Below are 15842 nucleotides of genomic sequence, written 5' to 3' on the forward strand. Positions count from 1 at the left end.
AACCGCGCCGCGACATGCGAACGCCGGAGGAAAAGCGATGGTCACAGCCGGGTTGGTCTTCGCCGGACTGGCGGCTTTGCTGCACGTCTACATCTTCGTGATGGAATCGTTGACCTGGACCTCGCCGCGCACCCGCGCGACGTTCGGCACCACCGCCGAGGAGGCCGAGACCACCCGGCTGCTGGCCTTCAACCAAGGCTTCTACAACTTGTTTCTGGCCGTTGTCAGCGGCGTGGGCATTGCCGCGATTGTCTTGCGGCACAACGCCGTTGGCGCGGCGCTGATTTTCGCCGGCGTCGGGTCCATGGCCGCGGCCGCGGTCGTCCTGCTGTTGTCCGCGCCGGAGAAGGCGCCGCCCGCGCTGACGCAGGGCGCCTTTCCGGCGATCGCGATCGTGCTGTTGCTGCTGGGGCTTCGGCAGTAACAAGAGCCTCATCAACCCCAACAGTCACCCGGGCGGTGGCTTTCGCCCCGCCCCATGGGTTACGAGTGGAAACCGCCGGGTACCCATCCCGGGCCGGAAATAGGCCCGGTATTTAACGAGGGGATGTCATGAAATACGCAGAAGACGGCCAACCCCGCGGGCTGAGCATGCCGCGTTCGCGTGGCGCGGTCAGCGGACTGTTCCTGGTCATTCTGGGAGCTTGGGGGGCGTTAATACCGTTTGTCGGACCGCGCTTCAATTTCGCCTACACACCCGATCGGGAGTGGGCGTGGAGCTCGGCCCGAGGGTGGCTCGAGGTCTTGCCTGGAGCCGCGACCGTGCTGGGCGGTCTCTTGTTGATCGTCGCCGGAAACCGCGTGGCGGCGATGCTGGGCGGTTGGCTGGCGGTCCTGGCCGGCGCCTGGTTCGTCGTCGGTGGTCAATTCGCGCCGCTGCTGCGGATCGGCTCCCCGGGTGACCCGGTCGCAGCCACCGAACGCAAGCGTGCGGTGCTGGAGGTCACCTACTTCTCCGGACTCGGCGCGCTGATCATCTTCGTGGGCGGCGTGGTGCTTGCGCGGACGGCCGTGCGCCTGGCGCGTGACGTGCAGCCCTTGGCGCCGGCGGCCACGGCGGAGCCGGCCGTCGAACCGTACCGGGAATCGACGTACGAGCCGGTCGAGGTTTCCTCGGGCGCGGTGACCAAGCCGCGGACGGCTGCCGGCCCGGAGCCCAAGCGGGGGTGGCGTCGCCAACGGTCGGGCTCGGCCGCGGGTGCCAACGCCGCGTACCTGCGCTGGCCACACCCTCAGCAGTAACTCGTTTTCAACAAAGCGATCGCCCAGCCCCGACGGGGCTGGGCGATCGCTTTGTTGCCTTACAGCAGTCCGAGCAGCTGCAGGTCGGTGATGTACTTGACGATGATCGGCGCCGAGACATGCGGAATGTCTTTGTCGGGGCCGATTTTCGCCTCCTGGACCGCGGCGCGGAAGCGGTCGGTCGGTGCCATCGATCCGTTGATGGGCGCTGAAGGCTTCTGGTAGTTGTGCAGCAGCGGCAGCAGCGAGTACTGGCGTTGCCGCTCCGGCAGGCCCCGCATCGTCTGGTCGAACCGCCGCAGCCAGTCGCCATAGTCGGCGATGCGCTGGATGCCGTAGCCCGCGTCGATCAGCCAGTCGACGTACTCGTCGAGCCCGATGCCGTCGTCGTACGGGTTCATCACGTGATACGTCTGGAACCCATCGCCACTCGAGACGTTGTCCAGCACCTGCGTCCCCAGCGTGGAGATCGCCGCGGCGACGAACTCGACCGGCAGGCCGTCGTAGTGCGCGCGTTGGCGGTTGCCGCCGGCGTCGAGCTCGTAGAACGAACCGGGCGCGACACCGGTGGCGACCAGGCTCAGCATCAGGCGGGTGAACATGTCCGGCAGGTTGAGCTGTCCGGCGTAGGTGGTGTCGGCCAGGATCATGTCGCACCGGAACACCGCGACGGGCAGGCCACACAGGTCGTGCGCCTCGCGGAGCAGCACCTCGCCGGCCCACTTGCTGTTGCCGTAGCCGTTGGCGTAGCCGTCGTTGATCTCGCGGGTAGCGCTGATCCGCCGGATGTCGGCGTCCTCGACGAACTGGCCCGGCTTGATCTGGTCACCGACGCCGATCGTCGACACGTAGGTGTACGGCTTCAGCTTGGCGGTGAGCGCGATCCGGATCAGTTCGGCGGTGCCCACGGCGTTCGGACCGAACAGCTCGCTGTACGGCAGCACGTGGTTGACCAGGGCGGCTGGGTCGACGATGAGGTCGACCGTGTCGGCCAGCCGCTGCCAGGTCGCCTGGTCCAGGCCGAGATTGGCCTCGCCCTTGTCGCCGGCGATGACCTCCAGGTGGTCGGCGGCCAGTTCCCGGTAGTGCGCCACCAGCTTCGGGTCGCCTTGGGCAGAGCCGACGCCGAAGGTGTGGTCCAGCCGGGCGCGCGCCTCGTCGTCGGACTTGGCCCGCACCAGGGCGATCACCTTGCCGTCCACCATGTCCATGCGCTCGAGCCATTCCAACGCCAGGTAGCGACCGAGGAAGCCGGTCGCGCCGGTCAGCAACACCGTCCGCACCTCGGTGGTTGGCCTCGGTAGGTTCGGTGCCGCGGTCAGTGTCTCGGCCTCGAGGAACTTGTCGAGCGTCAGGTCGGCGGCGTGCACCGTCGCCGCGTCGCGGCCGTGCACGGCGGCGAAGGTCGGCCGCTTGGTGCCCTGGCGCTCGCCCTCGATGTAGTTGGCGATGGCCTGCAGGTCGCTGGCCGGGCTGACGATGACCCCCACCGGGACGTCGATGTCGAAGATCTCGCGCAGCAGGTTCCCAAAGGTCAACGCCGACAACGAATCCCCGCCGAGATCGGTGAAGTGCGCGTCGGGTGTCAACTCGGTGCTCGCCGTGCCCAGCATGGCCGCGGCGGCCCGGCTCACGGTCTGCAGCACCGGGGCGCTCGCGCCGTTGCGGCGCAATTCGGCCAGTTCGTTGGCCTGCCCCTCGGCGAGCTCGGCGTAGAGCTGCTCGAGCCGCTCCCCGTAGTGCTGCTTCAGCTTCGGCCACGCCAGCTTGCGGATCCCGGTCAGCAGACCGTTCTCCAGGCTGAACGGTGTGGTCTCGATGATGAAGTCGCGCGGCACCTCGTAGGACTGCAGGCCGACCTGACGCGCGACGTTCTGCAACGAGTCGGCGATTTGCGGCTTGAGCGTCTCCGGGTCACCCGTGGCCAGCGCCGCCTGGGTCGGCACTACGACGGCCAGCAGGTAGGGCTGCGAGCTGTTGCCGTAGACGTAGATCTGGCGCACCAGCGGGCTGTTGCCGAACTCGGCCTCCAGCTTCGCCAGCGTCACGAACTCGCCCTGCGCCAGCTTCAGCACGTTGTTGCGGCGGTCGACGTACACCAGCTTGTCGGGAGCCACCTCGGCGAACACGTCGCCGGTCCGGTAGTAGCCGTCCTCGTCGAAGACGTTGGCGGTGGTCTCGGCCCGCTTGTAGTAGCCGGGGAACATGTTCTCGGTCCGCAGCAACAGCTCACCGCGCGGGTAGGGCCGGTCGGTGCTGAAGTAGCCCAGATCCGGCACGTCGACCAGCTTGTAGTCGATGACCGGCGGCCGCTGAATCTCGCCGTCGAACAACACCATCCCCGCCTCGGTCGAGCCGTAGCCGTCCATCAGGTGCATCTCGAGCAGGGACTCGACCCAGGCGCGCAAGTCCGGGGAGGTGGGGGCCGATCCCGTCATGGCGAAGATGAACCGCCCGCCCAGCAGGTACTGGCGCTGCTCGGCCAGGACCTGCGCCTCGATGGCCGCGCGGGACTCCGGACCCGCGGCGCCCTCGGACAGTCGGCGCTCGACCCGGCGCTGGAATTCACCGAACAGGGTCTCCCAGATGCGTGGCACGAAGTTCAGCTCGGTGGGCCGCACCAGCTCGAGGTCCTCCAGCAGCGTGGAGAGGTCGCTCTTGGCGGCGAAGTAGGCGGTGCCGCCGTTGCCCAGGGTGCCGTAGAGGATGCCGCGGCCCATGACGTGGCTCATCGGCATGAAGTTGAGGGTGATCGACGCGGCGCTCTCCCCGAACCAATTCCGGCTGCCGCGGCGCCAGATCTTGGCGACGTTGCTCTGCGGGTACATCGCGCCCTTGGGTGCGCCCGTGCTGCCGGAGGTGTAGATCAGCAGTGCCAGCGGGTCGGACTCCTCGCTGGCCGGGAGCGGCGCGTCCGGCAACGCCTTGCCGCGGTCGAGCACCTCGGCCAGCGTCTCCACCACCACGCCGGTTTCCGCCAGCCGCGCGCGGGCGGTCTCCACGGCCTCGCGCTTGTCGTCCACCTCGGGGTGGTAGTCGAACACCACCAGCTTGGCGGGCCGGTGGCCGCTCAGGATCAGCTCCACGGCGTCGGGCAGCTGGTTCACGCTCGCCGCGATGACGGTGGGCTCGGTCTCGGTCACGATGGGCCGGAGCGACGTCGGTGACGCGCTGGTCTGCAGCGGGACCGACACCGCGCTGATGGTGGCCAGCGCCATGTCGATGGTGGCGTAGTCGACGCTGTTGAAGCCCAGCACGCAGACCCGGTCACCGACGTGCACGTCGTCGCTGGCCCAGGCGCGGCCCAGCGCCCCGACGCGGTCGCCCAGCTGACGGTAGGTGATGGTCTCGAAGCGGGGGAGCAGCTCGAGCCTCGTGCGCCCGGTCGCCGGGTCCTCGACGAACTCCAGCACGCGCTGCGCCAGCGCCGGGCGGTCCGCATACCCCTCGAGTACGGCGCGGATCACCTGGGGAAGTCGCAGCCCGGGCTCTTCGAGGGCCGCTTCGACCGACGGGTCGGGGCGGGCGGCGGCGAATTGGGGGTCGTTTGCGGTCAGGTCCTCGATGCGGCGCTCGAGCCGCTCGTCGTGATTGGTCGACATAAACAATTCCCTTGCAATGGAAGATAGTGAGTCAGTTTGGCGCCGATGCGGCTGACGATTAGAACGTTAGCTAAAGTAACGGTATTCCACCACGGCCCCGCCGGGGCGGACGTTGTGACATTGCCCACTCGGTCCGGGCGAGTCGCCAGGTCTTACAGTTCGCCCAGCAGCTGACCCAGAATTTCGAGCCCGTCCCTCAGCAGCTCGTCGCTGATGGTCAGCGGTGGCAGGAGCCGGATGATGTTGCCGAACATGCCGCAGGTCAACACGACCACGCCGGCCGCGTGGGCTGCGGTGGACAGCTTCCGAGTCAATTCCGCGTCGGGCTCGGCGGTGCCGGGTTTCACCAGCTCGATCGCGATCATGGCGCCGCGCCCGCGCACATCGCCGATCCGGTCATCACCGGCCTGCAGGCGCAACAACGGTTCGGTGATCAGCCGTTCCAGTTGCCGGGCCCGCTCGATCAGGCCGTCACTTTCGATCGTGGTGATGGTGGCCAGTGCCGCCGCACAAGCGATTGGGTTGCCGCCGAATGTGCCGCCCAAACCGCCGACATGCGGTGCGTCCATGATCTGCGCGCGGCCGGTGACCGCCGACAGCGGCAGCCCGTCGGCGATGCCTTTGGCGGTGCAGATCAGGTCGGGCTCGATGCCCTCGTGTTCGCAGGCGAACATGGCGCCGGTGCGGGCGAACCCGCTCTGCACCTCGTCGGCGATGAACACCACCTCGTTCGTGCGGCACCAGTCGAGCAGGGCGGGCAGGAATCCCTCCGCGGGCACGATGAATCCGCCTTCGCCGGCGATCGGTTCGATGATGACCGCGGCGAGGCTGTCGGCCCCGACCTGGCTCTCGATCACGTCGATCGCCCGGGCGGCGGCCTTCTCCCCGTCGGTGGCCAGCTCCTTGTCGAGCAGGCCGTCCCGGTACGGGTAGGACATCGGCGCCCGGTAGACCTCCGGCGCGAACGGGCCGAAGCCGCTCTTGTAGGGCTTGGACTTGGCGGTCAGCGCCATGGCCAGGTTGGTGCGGCCGTGATAGGCGTGGTTGAACGCCACGACGGCGGGCTTGCGGGTGTAGGAGCGGGCGACCTTGACGGCGTTCTCGACCGCCTCGGCGCCGGAGTTGAACAACACCGAGCGTTTCTCGAAGGAGCCCGGCGTGATCCGGTTGAGCTCTTCGGCGACGGCGATGTACTGCTCGTACGGCACGACCATGAAGCAGGTGTGGGTGAACTCGGCGACCTGGGCGCGCACCGCCTCCACCACCCGGGGCGAGGAATTGCCGATGGTGGTCACCGCGATGCCGGAAGCCAGGTCGATGAGCCGGTTGCCGTCGACGTCCTCGATGATGCCGCCGAAGGCGCGCGCCACGAACACCGGCAACGAGACGTTCACCCCGTGCGACACCGCCGCGGTGCGGCGTTTGGTCAGTTCCAGCGAAGCGGGACCGGGGATTTCGGTGATCAGCTGGCGTGTCTGCTCGAGGCCGGCCACTCTGGTCCTCCTCCCCGCGGCGCGCCTGCCACGCCGCCACCAAAGCCTATCCGGCTCCGCGCCGACGGGCCTGCGGTGCACGGCGGCGCTCGGCCGCGACCTGCGGCACTGGCACACTGGCCGGTACGAGGTGCGCGACCCGCGGGTCGTCCGGCACCCGCCGACAACAAATGCACCGAATGCCACTACTGAAAAGACAGGCCCGTTTCATGGAAAGTTTGATCCTGTTCCTGCCCTTCCTGCTGATCATGGGCGGGTTCATGTACTTCGCGTCGCGGCGCCAGAAGCGCGCCATGCAGGCCACCATCGACCTGCACGAGTCGCTGCAGCCGGGCGACCGCGTGCACACCACGTCGGGTCTCGAGGCCACGGTGGTCGAGATCACGGAAGACGCGGTCGACCTCGAGATCGCACCCGGGGTGGTGACCAGATGGATGAAGCTGGCCATCCGCGACCGGATCCTGCCCGACGACGACGAAGACCTCGCCGACGGTGACGACACCGACGACTTGGCAGAATCCGACGAGGGCCGGGTGACCAAGGATTCCTGACGGCAAACCCGGCGCACCGCCGCGGCGGCGGACCGCTTGCGTGAGGGGCGGGTGACGGGCACGTAGGCTCTGTCCGGGGTACGAAACCGATTCTCGAGGAGATATAAGGAACGTGGCATCGTCTTCGGCGCCGGTGCACCCTGCCCGCTACCTGTCGGTTTTCCTGTTGCTGCTCGTCGGGGTCTATCTGCTGGTCTTTCTGACCGGGGACAAGCGGGCCGCCCCCAAGCTCGGTATCGACCTTCAGGGCGGCACCCGCGTCACGCTGACCGCGCGCACCCCGGACGGCTCACGTCCGAGCCGCGATGCGCTGGCGCAGGCACAGCAGATCATCAGCGCGCGGGTCAACGGGTTGGGCGTCTCCGGTTCGGAGGTCGTGGTCGACGGCGACAACCTCGTCATCACCGTGCCCGGAAACGACGGCAACGAGGCCCGCAACCTGGGACAGACCGCCCGGCTGTACATCCGCCCGGTGCTCAACTCGATGCCGGCGCAGGAGCTCCAGCCCAAGCCCGCCCCCCAGGCCCCCCCGCCGGGCCAGGCGCCGCCCCCGGGCCAGGCGCCGCCCCCGGGCCAGGCGCCGCCGCCCGGCCAGCCCGCACCGGCCCAGCCCGCGCCGCCCGCCGGCCGACCGCCGGCCCAACCGCGGCCGTATCCGCAGGACCCGCCACCGCCACCGCCCAGCCCCGCGCCGCCTCCGGCGCCCGCGGGCAACCCGCCACCGGCGGACGTGCCCCCGGTTGAGCAGCCGGCGCCCGCCGATCCGCGCAAGGAGCTCGCCGACCGCATCGCCGACGAGAAGAAGTGGCGTCAGAGCACCCGCCAGGGCGTCCAATTCCTCGCGCTGCAGTTCCAGGCGACCCGCTGCGACAAAGAGGACATCCTCGCCGGCAACGACGACCCGAATCTGCCCCTGGTGACCTGCTCGACCGACCACAAGGTGGCCTACCTGCTGGCGCCGTCGATCATCAGCGGCGACCAGATCCAGGACGCCACGTCGGGCATGAACCAGCGCGGCATCGGTTACGTCGTGGACCTGCAATTCAAGCCCGCGGCCGCCAGCACCTGGGCGGACTTCACCGCCGCCCACATCGGCACCCAGACCGCCTTCACGCTGGACTCGCAGGTGGTCAGCGCCCCGATGATCCAGGAAGCCATCCCCGGCGGCCGGACCCAGATCACCGGTGGCGACCCACCGTTCACCGCCGCGACCGCCAAGCAGCTGGCCAACGTCCTGAAATACGGCTCGCTGCCGCTGTCCTTCGAGTCTTCGGAGGCCCAAACCGTCTCGGCCACACTGGGATTGACCTCGCTGCGGGCCGGTCTGCTGGCCGGCGCGATCGGCCTGGTGCTGGTGCTGATCTATTCGTTGCTCTACTACCGCGTGCTGGGATTGCTCACGGCACTGTCGTTAGCCGCTTCCGGCGCAATGGTTTTCGCGATCCTGGTGTTGTTGGGACGCTATATCAACTACACCCTGGACCTGGCGGGCATCGCGGGTCTGATCATCGGCATCGGCACCACCGCCGACTCGTTCGTGGTGTTCTTCGAACGCATCAAAGACGAAATCCGCGAAGGCCGTTCGTTCCGGTCGGCGGTGCCGCGAGGCTGGGTGCGGGCCCGCAAGACGATCGTGTCGGGCAACGCCGTCACCTTCCTCGCCGCCGGCGTGCTGTACTTCCTGGCCATCGGCCAGGTGAAGGGGTTCGCCTTCACGTTGGGCCTCACCACGATCCTCGATGTCGTGGTGGTGTTCCTGGTGACCTGGCCGTTGGTCTACCTTGCATCCAAGTCACCGACGTTGGCCAAACCCGCATACAACGGTCTGGGAGCCGTTCAGCAGGTCGCCCGCGAGCGCCGGGCTTCGTCGCAAGTGAAGACGGGACGGGGATAGCCCATGAGTGCCTCCAAGGCATCCAAGGACGCGACCGAGATCACCGAAGCCTCCGACGACACCGAGCAACTGACCGACGGCGGCGCCGGCCAGCCGCGGCACGGTTTTCTCTCGCGGCTCTACACCGGCACCGGCGCCTTCGAGGTGATCGGTCGGCGCCGCCTCTGGTACGGCATCAGCGGCGCGATCGTCGCGGTCGCGATCGTCAGCATCGTGTTGCGCGGCTTCACCTTTGGGATCGACTTCAAGGGCGGCACGACGGTGTCCATGCCGCGCGGCACGGCGACGGTGGCCACGGTGTCCGACGTCTTCAAAAAGACCCTCGGCAGCGACCCCGAATCGGTGGTCGTCGTAGGCAACGGCGCGGCGGCGACGGTCCAGATCCGCTCGGAGACGCTGACCAACGACCAGACCACCAAGCTGCGCAACGCCCTGTTCGATGCGTTCCAGCCCAAAGGCGCCGACGGCAAGCCCGCCAAGGAGGCCATCAGCGACTCGGCGGTGTCGTCGACCTGGGGCGGCCAGATCACCGACAAGGCGCTGATCGCGCTGGCGGTGTTCGTGGCGCTGGTCAGCCTGTACATCACCGTGCGCTACGAGCGCTACATGGCGATCTCGGCGCTGACGACGATGTGTTTCGACCTCGCTGTCACGGCGGGTGTGTACTCGCTGGTGGGCTTCGAGGTCACCCCGGCCACGGTCATCGGCTGGCTGACGATCCTCGGGTTCTCCCTTTACGACACCGTCATCGTGTTCGACAAAGTCGAGGAGAACACCCACGGTTTCCAGCACACCACCCGGCGCACCTTCGCCGAACAGGCCAACCTCGCGATCAACCAGACGTTCATGCGCTCCATCAACACCAGCCTGATCGGGGTGTTGCCGGTCCTGGCGCTGATGGTCGTGGCGGTGTGGCTGCTGGGCGTCGGCACGCTGAAGGACCTGGCGCTGGTGCAGCTGGTCGGCATCCTGGTCGGCACCTACTCGTCGATCTTCTTCGCGACCCCACTGCTGGTCACGCTGCGCGAGCGCACGGAGCTGGTGCGCACGCACACCCGCCGCGTCACCCGGCGCCGCAGCGGCGGCGCCGAGACCGCCGAGGAGACCAAGCCCACCGCGCCCACCGCGGACGAATCTGCGGAGCCGGAGACCGCCGCGACCGCACCCGCGCCGTCCGACAAGCCCGCACCCAGCAAGCCGGCGCCGGGTGCCCGCCCGGTGCGCCCGACCGGGACCCGGCGTCCGAGCGGCAAGCGAAACGCCGGCCGGCGGTAATCAGCATGGCCGGCAGGTATCGCCTCGCGGGGGGCGCTATCGGGTTGGCCGCAACGCTGGCGGCGGCCTTCGCGCTGACCGCGTGCTCGGGCAGCACCGCCTCCCAGGTCGACTATGTGGTCGACGGGCCGCTGGTCACCTACAACACCAACACCGTCGTGGGCGCCGCGTCGGCCGGGGCGCAGGCGTTCGCCCGCACGCTCGCCGGCTTCAGCTATCACGGCCCGGACGGGCAGGTCGTCGCCGACCGTGACTTCGGCACCGTGTCGGTGGTGAGCGGTTCGCCGCTGGTGCTGGACTACCAGATCGCCGACAACGCCGTCTATTCCGACGGCAAGCCGGTGACCTGCGACGACCTGGTGCTGGCCTGGGCGGCCCAGTCCGGCCGGTATCCCGACTTCAACGCGGGCACCCAGGCCGGTTACCTCGACATCGCCAATGTCGAGTGCCTGCCCGGGCAGAAGAAGGCCCGGGTGTCGTTCATCCCAGACCGCGGCGTCGTCGACTACAACCAGCTGTTCACCGCCACGTCGCTGATGCCGTCGCACGTGATCGCCGACCAGCTCCACATCGATGTGACCGCGGCGCTGCTGAGCAACAACGCCCAGCTCGTGCAGCAGATCGCCAAGCTGTGGAACACCATCTGGGACCTCAAGCCAGGCCTGGACCTCAGGCACTTCCCGTCATCGGGGCCGTACAAGATCGAACGCGTCCTGGACGGCGGGGCGGTGGTGCTGGTCGCCAACGACCGATGGTGGGGCCCCAAGGCGGTCACCAAGCGCGTCACGGTCTGGCCGCAGGGCCCCGACATCCAGGACCGGGTGAACAACCGCAGCGTCGACGTGGTCGACGTGGCAGCCGGCTCGTCGGGAACGCTGACGACCCCGGACAATTACGAGCGCGCGGATTCGCCGTCGGGCGGCATCGAGCAGCTCATCTTCGCGCCGCAGGGGCCGCTCTCGCAGCCCAAGACCCGGCGCGCGCTCGCGCTCTGCACGCCCCGCGACACGCTCGCGCACGACGCCGGGGTGCCGATAGCCAATTCACGCCTGAACCCGGCCACCGACGACCCCGCCACCGCCGGTGACGGCGCCGCCGAGGCCACCCAGTTCTCCAAGGCGGACCCGGCTGCCGCCCGCGACGCGCTCGGCGGTGCGCCGATGACGGTGCGGATCGGCTACCGGGGGCCCAACGCGCGGCTCGCGGTCAACGTCGGGGTGATCACCAAATCCTGCGCCGCGGCCGGCATCACCGTCGCCAACGTCCCCCTGGACACCTCGGGGCCGCAGGCGCTCAGGGACAACAAGATCGACGTGCTGCTGGCCAGCACCGGCGGGGCCACGGGCAGCGGGTCGACGGGGTCGTCGGCGATGGACGCCTACGCACTGCACAGCGGCAACGGCAACAACCTGTCGGGTTACGCGAACCCGCAGGTCGACAGCGCGATCGGCGCGCTAGCGGTGTCGGCCGACCCCGCCGAGCGCGTCCGGCTGCTGGGCGAGGCGGCGCCGGTGCTGTGGGCCGACATGCCGACGTTGCCCCTCTACCGGCAGCAGCGCACGCTGTTGATGTCGAAGAAGATGTATGCCGTGACCAAGAACCCGACCCGCTGGGGCGCCGGCTGGAACATGGACCGATGGGCCCTGGTCCAGTGACGAGCGTCGGGGGGAGCGCGTCGGTGGCGAACGTCATCGCCTCCCTGCTGCGCGAGGTGTCCGACTTTCCCAAGCCGGGGGTCCAGTTCAAGGACCTCACGCCGTTGTTCGCCGACCCGCGGGGATTGGCGGCGGTCACCGACGCGTTGGCCGAGATCGCGTCCGGCGCCGACCTGGTGGCCGGGATCGACTCCCGCGGGTTCCTGGCGGCGGCGGCCGTCGCCGACCGGCTGCGCACGGGTGTGCTGGCCATCCGCAAGGCCGGAAAGCTGCCGCCGCCGGTGCACGCTGAGCATTACGACCTGGAGTACGGCAGCGCCACGCTGGAGATCCCCGCCGACGGCATCGACCTGCGCGGACGCCACGTCGTGATCATCGACGACGTGCTGGCCACCGGGGGGACCCTGGCCGCGGCGGCCCGGTTGCTGGAACGCACCGGCGCGACCGTGATCGCGGCGGCGGTGATCCTCGAACTGACCGAGCTCGATGGCCGCCAGGCGGTCGCGGACTTGCCGGTGCACAGCCTCAGTCGCGTCTAGCCGGCCCGACCGCGCGATATCCTCGAGGTCGGAGGTGACCATCGTGGCGGACGAGAAGAGCGCGGCGCAGGCGCTTGACGCGCCCACTGACGTCGCTGACGCCCTGCTGGTCGGGGAGCCGGTCACGGCGCAGACCGCCGAGTCGCCGACCGAGACCCTGAAAACCTCGAGCAGCGCGTCGCGTCGGGTCCGGGCCAGGCTGGCCCGCCGGATGACCTCCCAGCGCACCGCGCTCAACCCGGTGCTCGAACCGCTGGTGGCGGTGCACCGGAAGATCTATCCGAAGGCGAACCTGTCGTTGCTGCAGCGCGCCTTCGAGGTCGCCGACCAGCGGCACGCCACGCAGTTGCGCCATTCCGGTGACCCCTACATCACCCACCCCCTAGCCGTCGCGAACATCCTCGCCGAACTGGGCATGGACACCACCACGTTGGTGGCCGCGCTGCTGCACGACACCATCGAGGACACCGGCTACACGCTCGAGGCGCTGAGCGAGGAGTTCGGCGAGGAGGTGGGCCACCTCGTCGACGGCGTGACCAAGCTGGACCGGGTGGTGCTGGGCACCGCCGCCGAAGGCGAGACCATCCGCAAGATGATCACCGCGATGGCCCGCGACCCCCGGGTGCTGGTGATCAAGGTCGCCGACCGGCTGCACAACATGCGCACCATGCGCTTCCTGCCGCCGGAGAAGCAGGCGCGCAAGGCCCGCGAAACGCTGGAAGTCATTGCGCCCCTTGCGCATCGGCTGGGTATGGCCAGCGTCAAGTGGGAACTGGAAGACCTGTCCTTCGCGATCCTGCACCCGAAGAAGTACGACGAGATCGTCCGGCTGGTCGCCGGCCGCGCTCCGTCCCGGGACACCTACCTGGCCAAGGTCCGCGCCGAGATCGTCAACACCCTGAGCGCGTCGAAGATCAAGGCGACGGTGGAGGGCCGGCCCAAGCACTATTGGTCGATCTATCAGAAGATGATCGTCAAGGGCCGAGACTTCGACGACATCCACGACCTGGTCGGCATCCGGATCCTGTGCGACGAGATCCGGGAGTGCTATGCCGCTGTCGGCGTGGTGCATTCGTTGTGGCAGCCGATGGCCGGGCGATTCAAGGACTACATCGCCCAGCCCAGGTACGGCGTCTACCAGTCGTTGCACACCACGGTCGTCGGTCCGGAGGGCAAGCCGCTGGAGGTGCAGATCCGCACCCGCGACATGCACCGCACCGCCGAATACGGCATCGCCGCGCACTGGCGCTACAAGGAGGCCAAGGGCCGCAACGGCCTTCCGCATCCGCACGCCGCCGCCGAGATCGACGACATGGCCTGGATGCGCCAGCTGCTCGACTGGCAGCGGGAGGCCGCCGACCCTGGCGAGTTCCTGGAGTCGTTGCGCTACGACCTTGCGGTGCAAGAGATCTTCGTGTTCACCCCCAAGGGTGATGTGGTCACCTTGCCGAACGGGTCGACGCCGGTGGACTTCGCCTACGCCGTGCACACCGAGGTCGGCCACCGCTGCATCGGCGCGCGGGTCAACGGGCGGCTGGTGGCGCTGGAGCGCAAGCTGGAAAACGGCGAAGTCGTGGAGGTTTTCACGTCGAAGGCGCCCAACGCCGGGCCGTCACGCGACTGGCAGCAGTTCGTGGTGTCGCCGCGGGCCAAGGCGAAGATCCGGCAGTGGTTCGCCAAGGAGCGCCGCGAGGAGGCGCTGGAGGCGGGCAAGGAGGCGATGGCCCGCGAGGTGCGCCGGGGTGGACTTCCGTTGCAGCGCTTGGTCAATGGTGAGTCCATGGCGGCGGTGGCCCGCGAGCTGCACTACACCGACGTGTCCGCGCTCTACACCGCGATCGGCGAAGGCCACGTGTCGGCGCGGCACGTCGTGCAGCGCCTGCTCGCCGAACTCGGCGGCATCGACCAGGCCGAAGAGGATCTCGCCGAGCGGTCGACGCCGACGACCATGCTGCGGCGCCCGCGCAGCAGCGACGACGTCGGGGTCTCGGTGCCCGGCGCCCCGGGCGTGCTGTCCAAGCTGGCCAAGTGCTGCACCCCGGTGCCCGGTGACCAGATCATGGGGTTCGTCACCCGCGGCGGGGGGGTGAGCGTGCACCGCACCGACTGCACCAATGCCGCGTCGCTGCAGCAGCAGTCCGAGCGCATCATCGACGTGCATTGGGCACCGTCGCCGTCGTCGGTGTTCCTGGTGGCCATCCAGGTCGAGGCGCTCGACCGGCACCGGTTGCTCTCCGACGTCACGCGCGTGCTGGCCGACGAGAAGGTCAACATCTTGTCGGCGTCGGTCACCACCTCCAATGACCGGGTGGCGATCAGCCGGTTCACCTTCGAGATGGGCGACCCCAAACACCTCGGGCATCTGCTCAACGTGGTGCGCAACGTCGAGGGGGTCTTCGACGTCTACCGCGTGACGTCGGCCGCTTGACGGGCCCGACGGCGGTCGCCGCATTGTTTTCCGACGCGGACCAGAACGCCCAGCAATTGGTATTGCCCGAAAGGCTCTGACCCCACGCGACGACCTCAAGCGGTGGACCGCCCGCGGGTCGCGCGATTCTTTCGAGGCGGCTGCGTTGCGCCGCTTGGCTTTAGTCGAGCAACAGCGACGTGATGGTGACCTCGGAGGCCGGGACGCCATCCTCGCCGCCGCCGGCGACGCCGGCCTTAGCGATCTTGTCCAGCGTGGCCAGCCCGTCGGGCTGGATCGTGCCGAACACGGTGTATTGGGGTGGCAGCTGGGAGTCCTTGTACACCATGAAGAACTGGCTGCCGTTGGTGCCGGGACCGGCGTTGGCCATGGCCAGGGTGCCGCGCGGGTAGAGGACGGGCTGCTGGGCCTTCGGGTCGTTCGGCGGGTACTGGTCGGTCGGGTACTCGTTGGCGAACTGGTAGCCCGGACCGCCGGTGCCGTCGCCCTTGGGGTCCCCGCACTGCAGGACGCCCAGGTCGGGCGACGTGGTCAGCCGGTGGCATTTGGTGTTGTCGAAGTATTTCTGGCCGATCAGGCTCGCGAAACTGTTTACCGTGCAAGGTGATTCGTTGTTGGCGAGCATTAGTCCGATGCGGCCCTGATTGGTCACCATGCTGGCGCTCACCTGCGCCGGATCGGTGGGCACCTTGCCGGTGCGCGGCGGCTTGACCTGCTTGGCGGCCGGTTCCGGTGACGCCGGGTACTGGCAGTTGGCGCCCAGGTCGGCCGAGGGCTTGAACGCGGGCAGCGGCGGAACGGGCGGCGTCGGCCCGGGCGGTGTGGTGGTCTCCGAAGGGCCGCCGGCGGCGGAGGAGGTGGTGCTCGCGGCGGTGTTGCTCTTGTGCTCGTTTTTGGTGTTGAGCACGGTGAGCACCACCGCGACCACCGCGGCCACGGCCACGATCGAGGCGGCGGCGATCAACACGATCCGGCGCCTCTTGGCCTGCTTCGCGCGGCGCTCCAGCTGCCGCTCGAGCTTGCGCTTGGCGTTGGCACGTCGCTGTTCATTGGTCGGCACGGCCGTATGCCTCCATGGTCGGTAAGTCGGGTCCCGCGGCGTCAGTGGCCAGCTCAGGCTAATGTGGGCGCCGCGACCGGTGTCAAGTGGGGCCCGTGGGAAA

Annotated in this window: 11 protein-coding genes; 8 read left to right on the forward strand and 3 right to left on the reverse strand. The window is 68.8% G+C overall.

Annotation, left to right across the window (positions count from 1 at the left end; genetic code table 11):
• Positions 1-37 precede the first annotated feature (37 nt).
• Positions 38-424, forward strand: a complete 387-nt coding sequence (locus tag KXD96_RS13495) for a DUF1304 domain-containing protein (RefSeq protein ID WP_260745016.1) — start codon at positions 38-40, stop codon at positions 422-424.
• Between the two features lie 128 nt (positions 425-552).
• Positions 553-1242: a hypothetical protein gene (locus KXD96_RS13500; protein ID WP_260745017.1), complete on the forward strand. Its 690-nt coding sequence runs from the start codon at positions 553-555 to the stop codon at positions 1240-1242.
• Between the two features lie 59 nt (positions 1243-1301).
• Here the strand turns inward: KXD96_RS13500 and car are convergent, their stop codons facing one another.
• Both car and gabT read right to left on the reverse strand, forming a co-directional pair.
• Entirely contained in the window at positions 1302-4844 is a 3543-nt protein-coding gene (gene car, locus KXD96_RS13505; protein WP_260745018.1) for a carboxylic acid reductase, read from the reverse strand.
• Between the two features lie 152 nt (positions 4845-4996).
• The gene (gene gabT, locus KXD96_RS13510; protein WP_260745019.1) at positions 4997-6337 is read right to left on the reverse strand and encodes a 4-aminobutyrate--2-oxoglutarate transaminase; all 1341 of its coding nucleotides are present in this window, start codon (positions 6335-6337) and stop codon (positions 4997-4999) included.
• A 209-nt stretch (positions 6338-6546) separates the two neighbouring features.
• On the opposite strand from gabT, the gene yajC reads away from it, so the two are divergent.
• The 6 genes from yajC to KXD96_RS13540 all read left to right on the forward strand — a co-directional run bounded on the left by yajC (position 6547) and on the right by KXD96_RS13540 (position 14679).
• Complete coding sequence (yajC, locus tag KXD96_RS13515; protein ID WP_260745020.1) at positions 6547-6888, forward strand: preprotein translocase subunit YajC; 342 nt, start codon at positions 6547-6549, stop codon at positions 6886-6888.
• Between the two features lie 112 nt (positions 6889-7000).
• Positions 7001-8782 carry a protein translocase subunit SecD gene (gene secD / locus KXD96_RS13520; protein WP_260745021.1) on the forward strand — a complete coding sequence of 594 codons (1782 nt, stop codon included), beginning with the start codon at positions 7001-7003 and terminating at the stop codon, positions 8780-8782.
• Positions 8783-8785: 3 nt separating this feature from the next.
• On the forward strand, positions 8786-10057 hold the full coding sequence (gene secF / locus KXD96_RS13525; RefSeq protein WP_260745022.1) for a protein translocase subunit SecF: 1272 nt from the start codon (positions 8786-8788) through the stop codon (positions 10055-10057).
• Positions 10058-10062: 5 nt separating this feature from the next.
• Positions 10063-11712 carry an ABC transporter substrate-binding protein gene (locus KXD96_RS13530; protein ID WP_260745023.1) on the forward strand — a complete coding sequence of 550 codons (1650 nt, stop codon included), beginning with the start codon at positions 10063-10065 and terminating at the stop codon, positions 11710-11712.
• Positions 11694-12251, forward strand: coding sequence for an adenine phosphoribosyltransferase (locus tag KXD96_RS13535; RefSeq protein WP_260745024.1), 558 nt, complete (start codon positions 11694-11696; stop codon positions 12249-12251). Before KXD96_RS13530 ends, KXD96_RS13535 begins: the two co-directional genes overlap by 19 nt.
• Positions 12252-12294: 43 nt before the next feature.
• Positions 12295-14679 carry a bifunctional (p)ppGpp synthetase/guanosine-3',5'-bis(diphosphate) 3'-pyrophosphohydrolase gene (locus KXD96_RS13540; RefSeq protein ID WP_260745025.1) on the forward strand — a complete coding sequence of 795 codons (2385 nt, stop codon included), beginning with the start codon at positions 12295-12297 and terminating at the stop codon, positions 14677-14679.
• Positions 14680-14839: 160 nt separating this feature from the next.
• On the opposite strand, the gene KXD96_RS13545 is transcribed toward KXD96_RS13540, so the two are convergent.
• Positions 14840-15739 (reverse strand): peptidylprolyl isomerase, encoded by a 900-nt coding sequence (locus KXD96_RS13545; RefSeq protein ID WP_260745026.1) that lies wholly within the window; start codon positions 15737-15739, stop codon positions 14840-14842.
• Between the last annotated feature and the right edge of the window lie 103 nt (positions 15740-15842).

The sequence above is a fragment of the Mycobacterium sp. SMC-2 genome, from assembly GCF_025263485.1.
Classification (GTDB): Bacteria; Actinomycetota; Actinomycetes; order Mycobacteriales; family Mycobacteriaceae; genus Mycobacterium.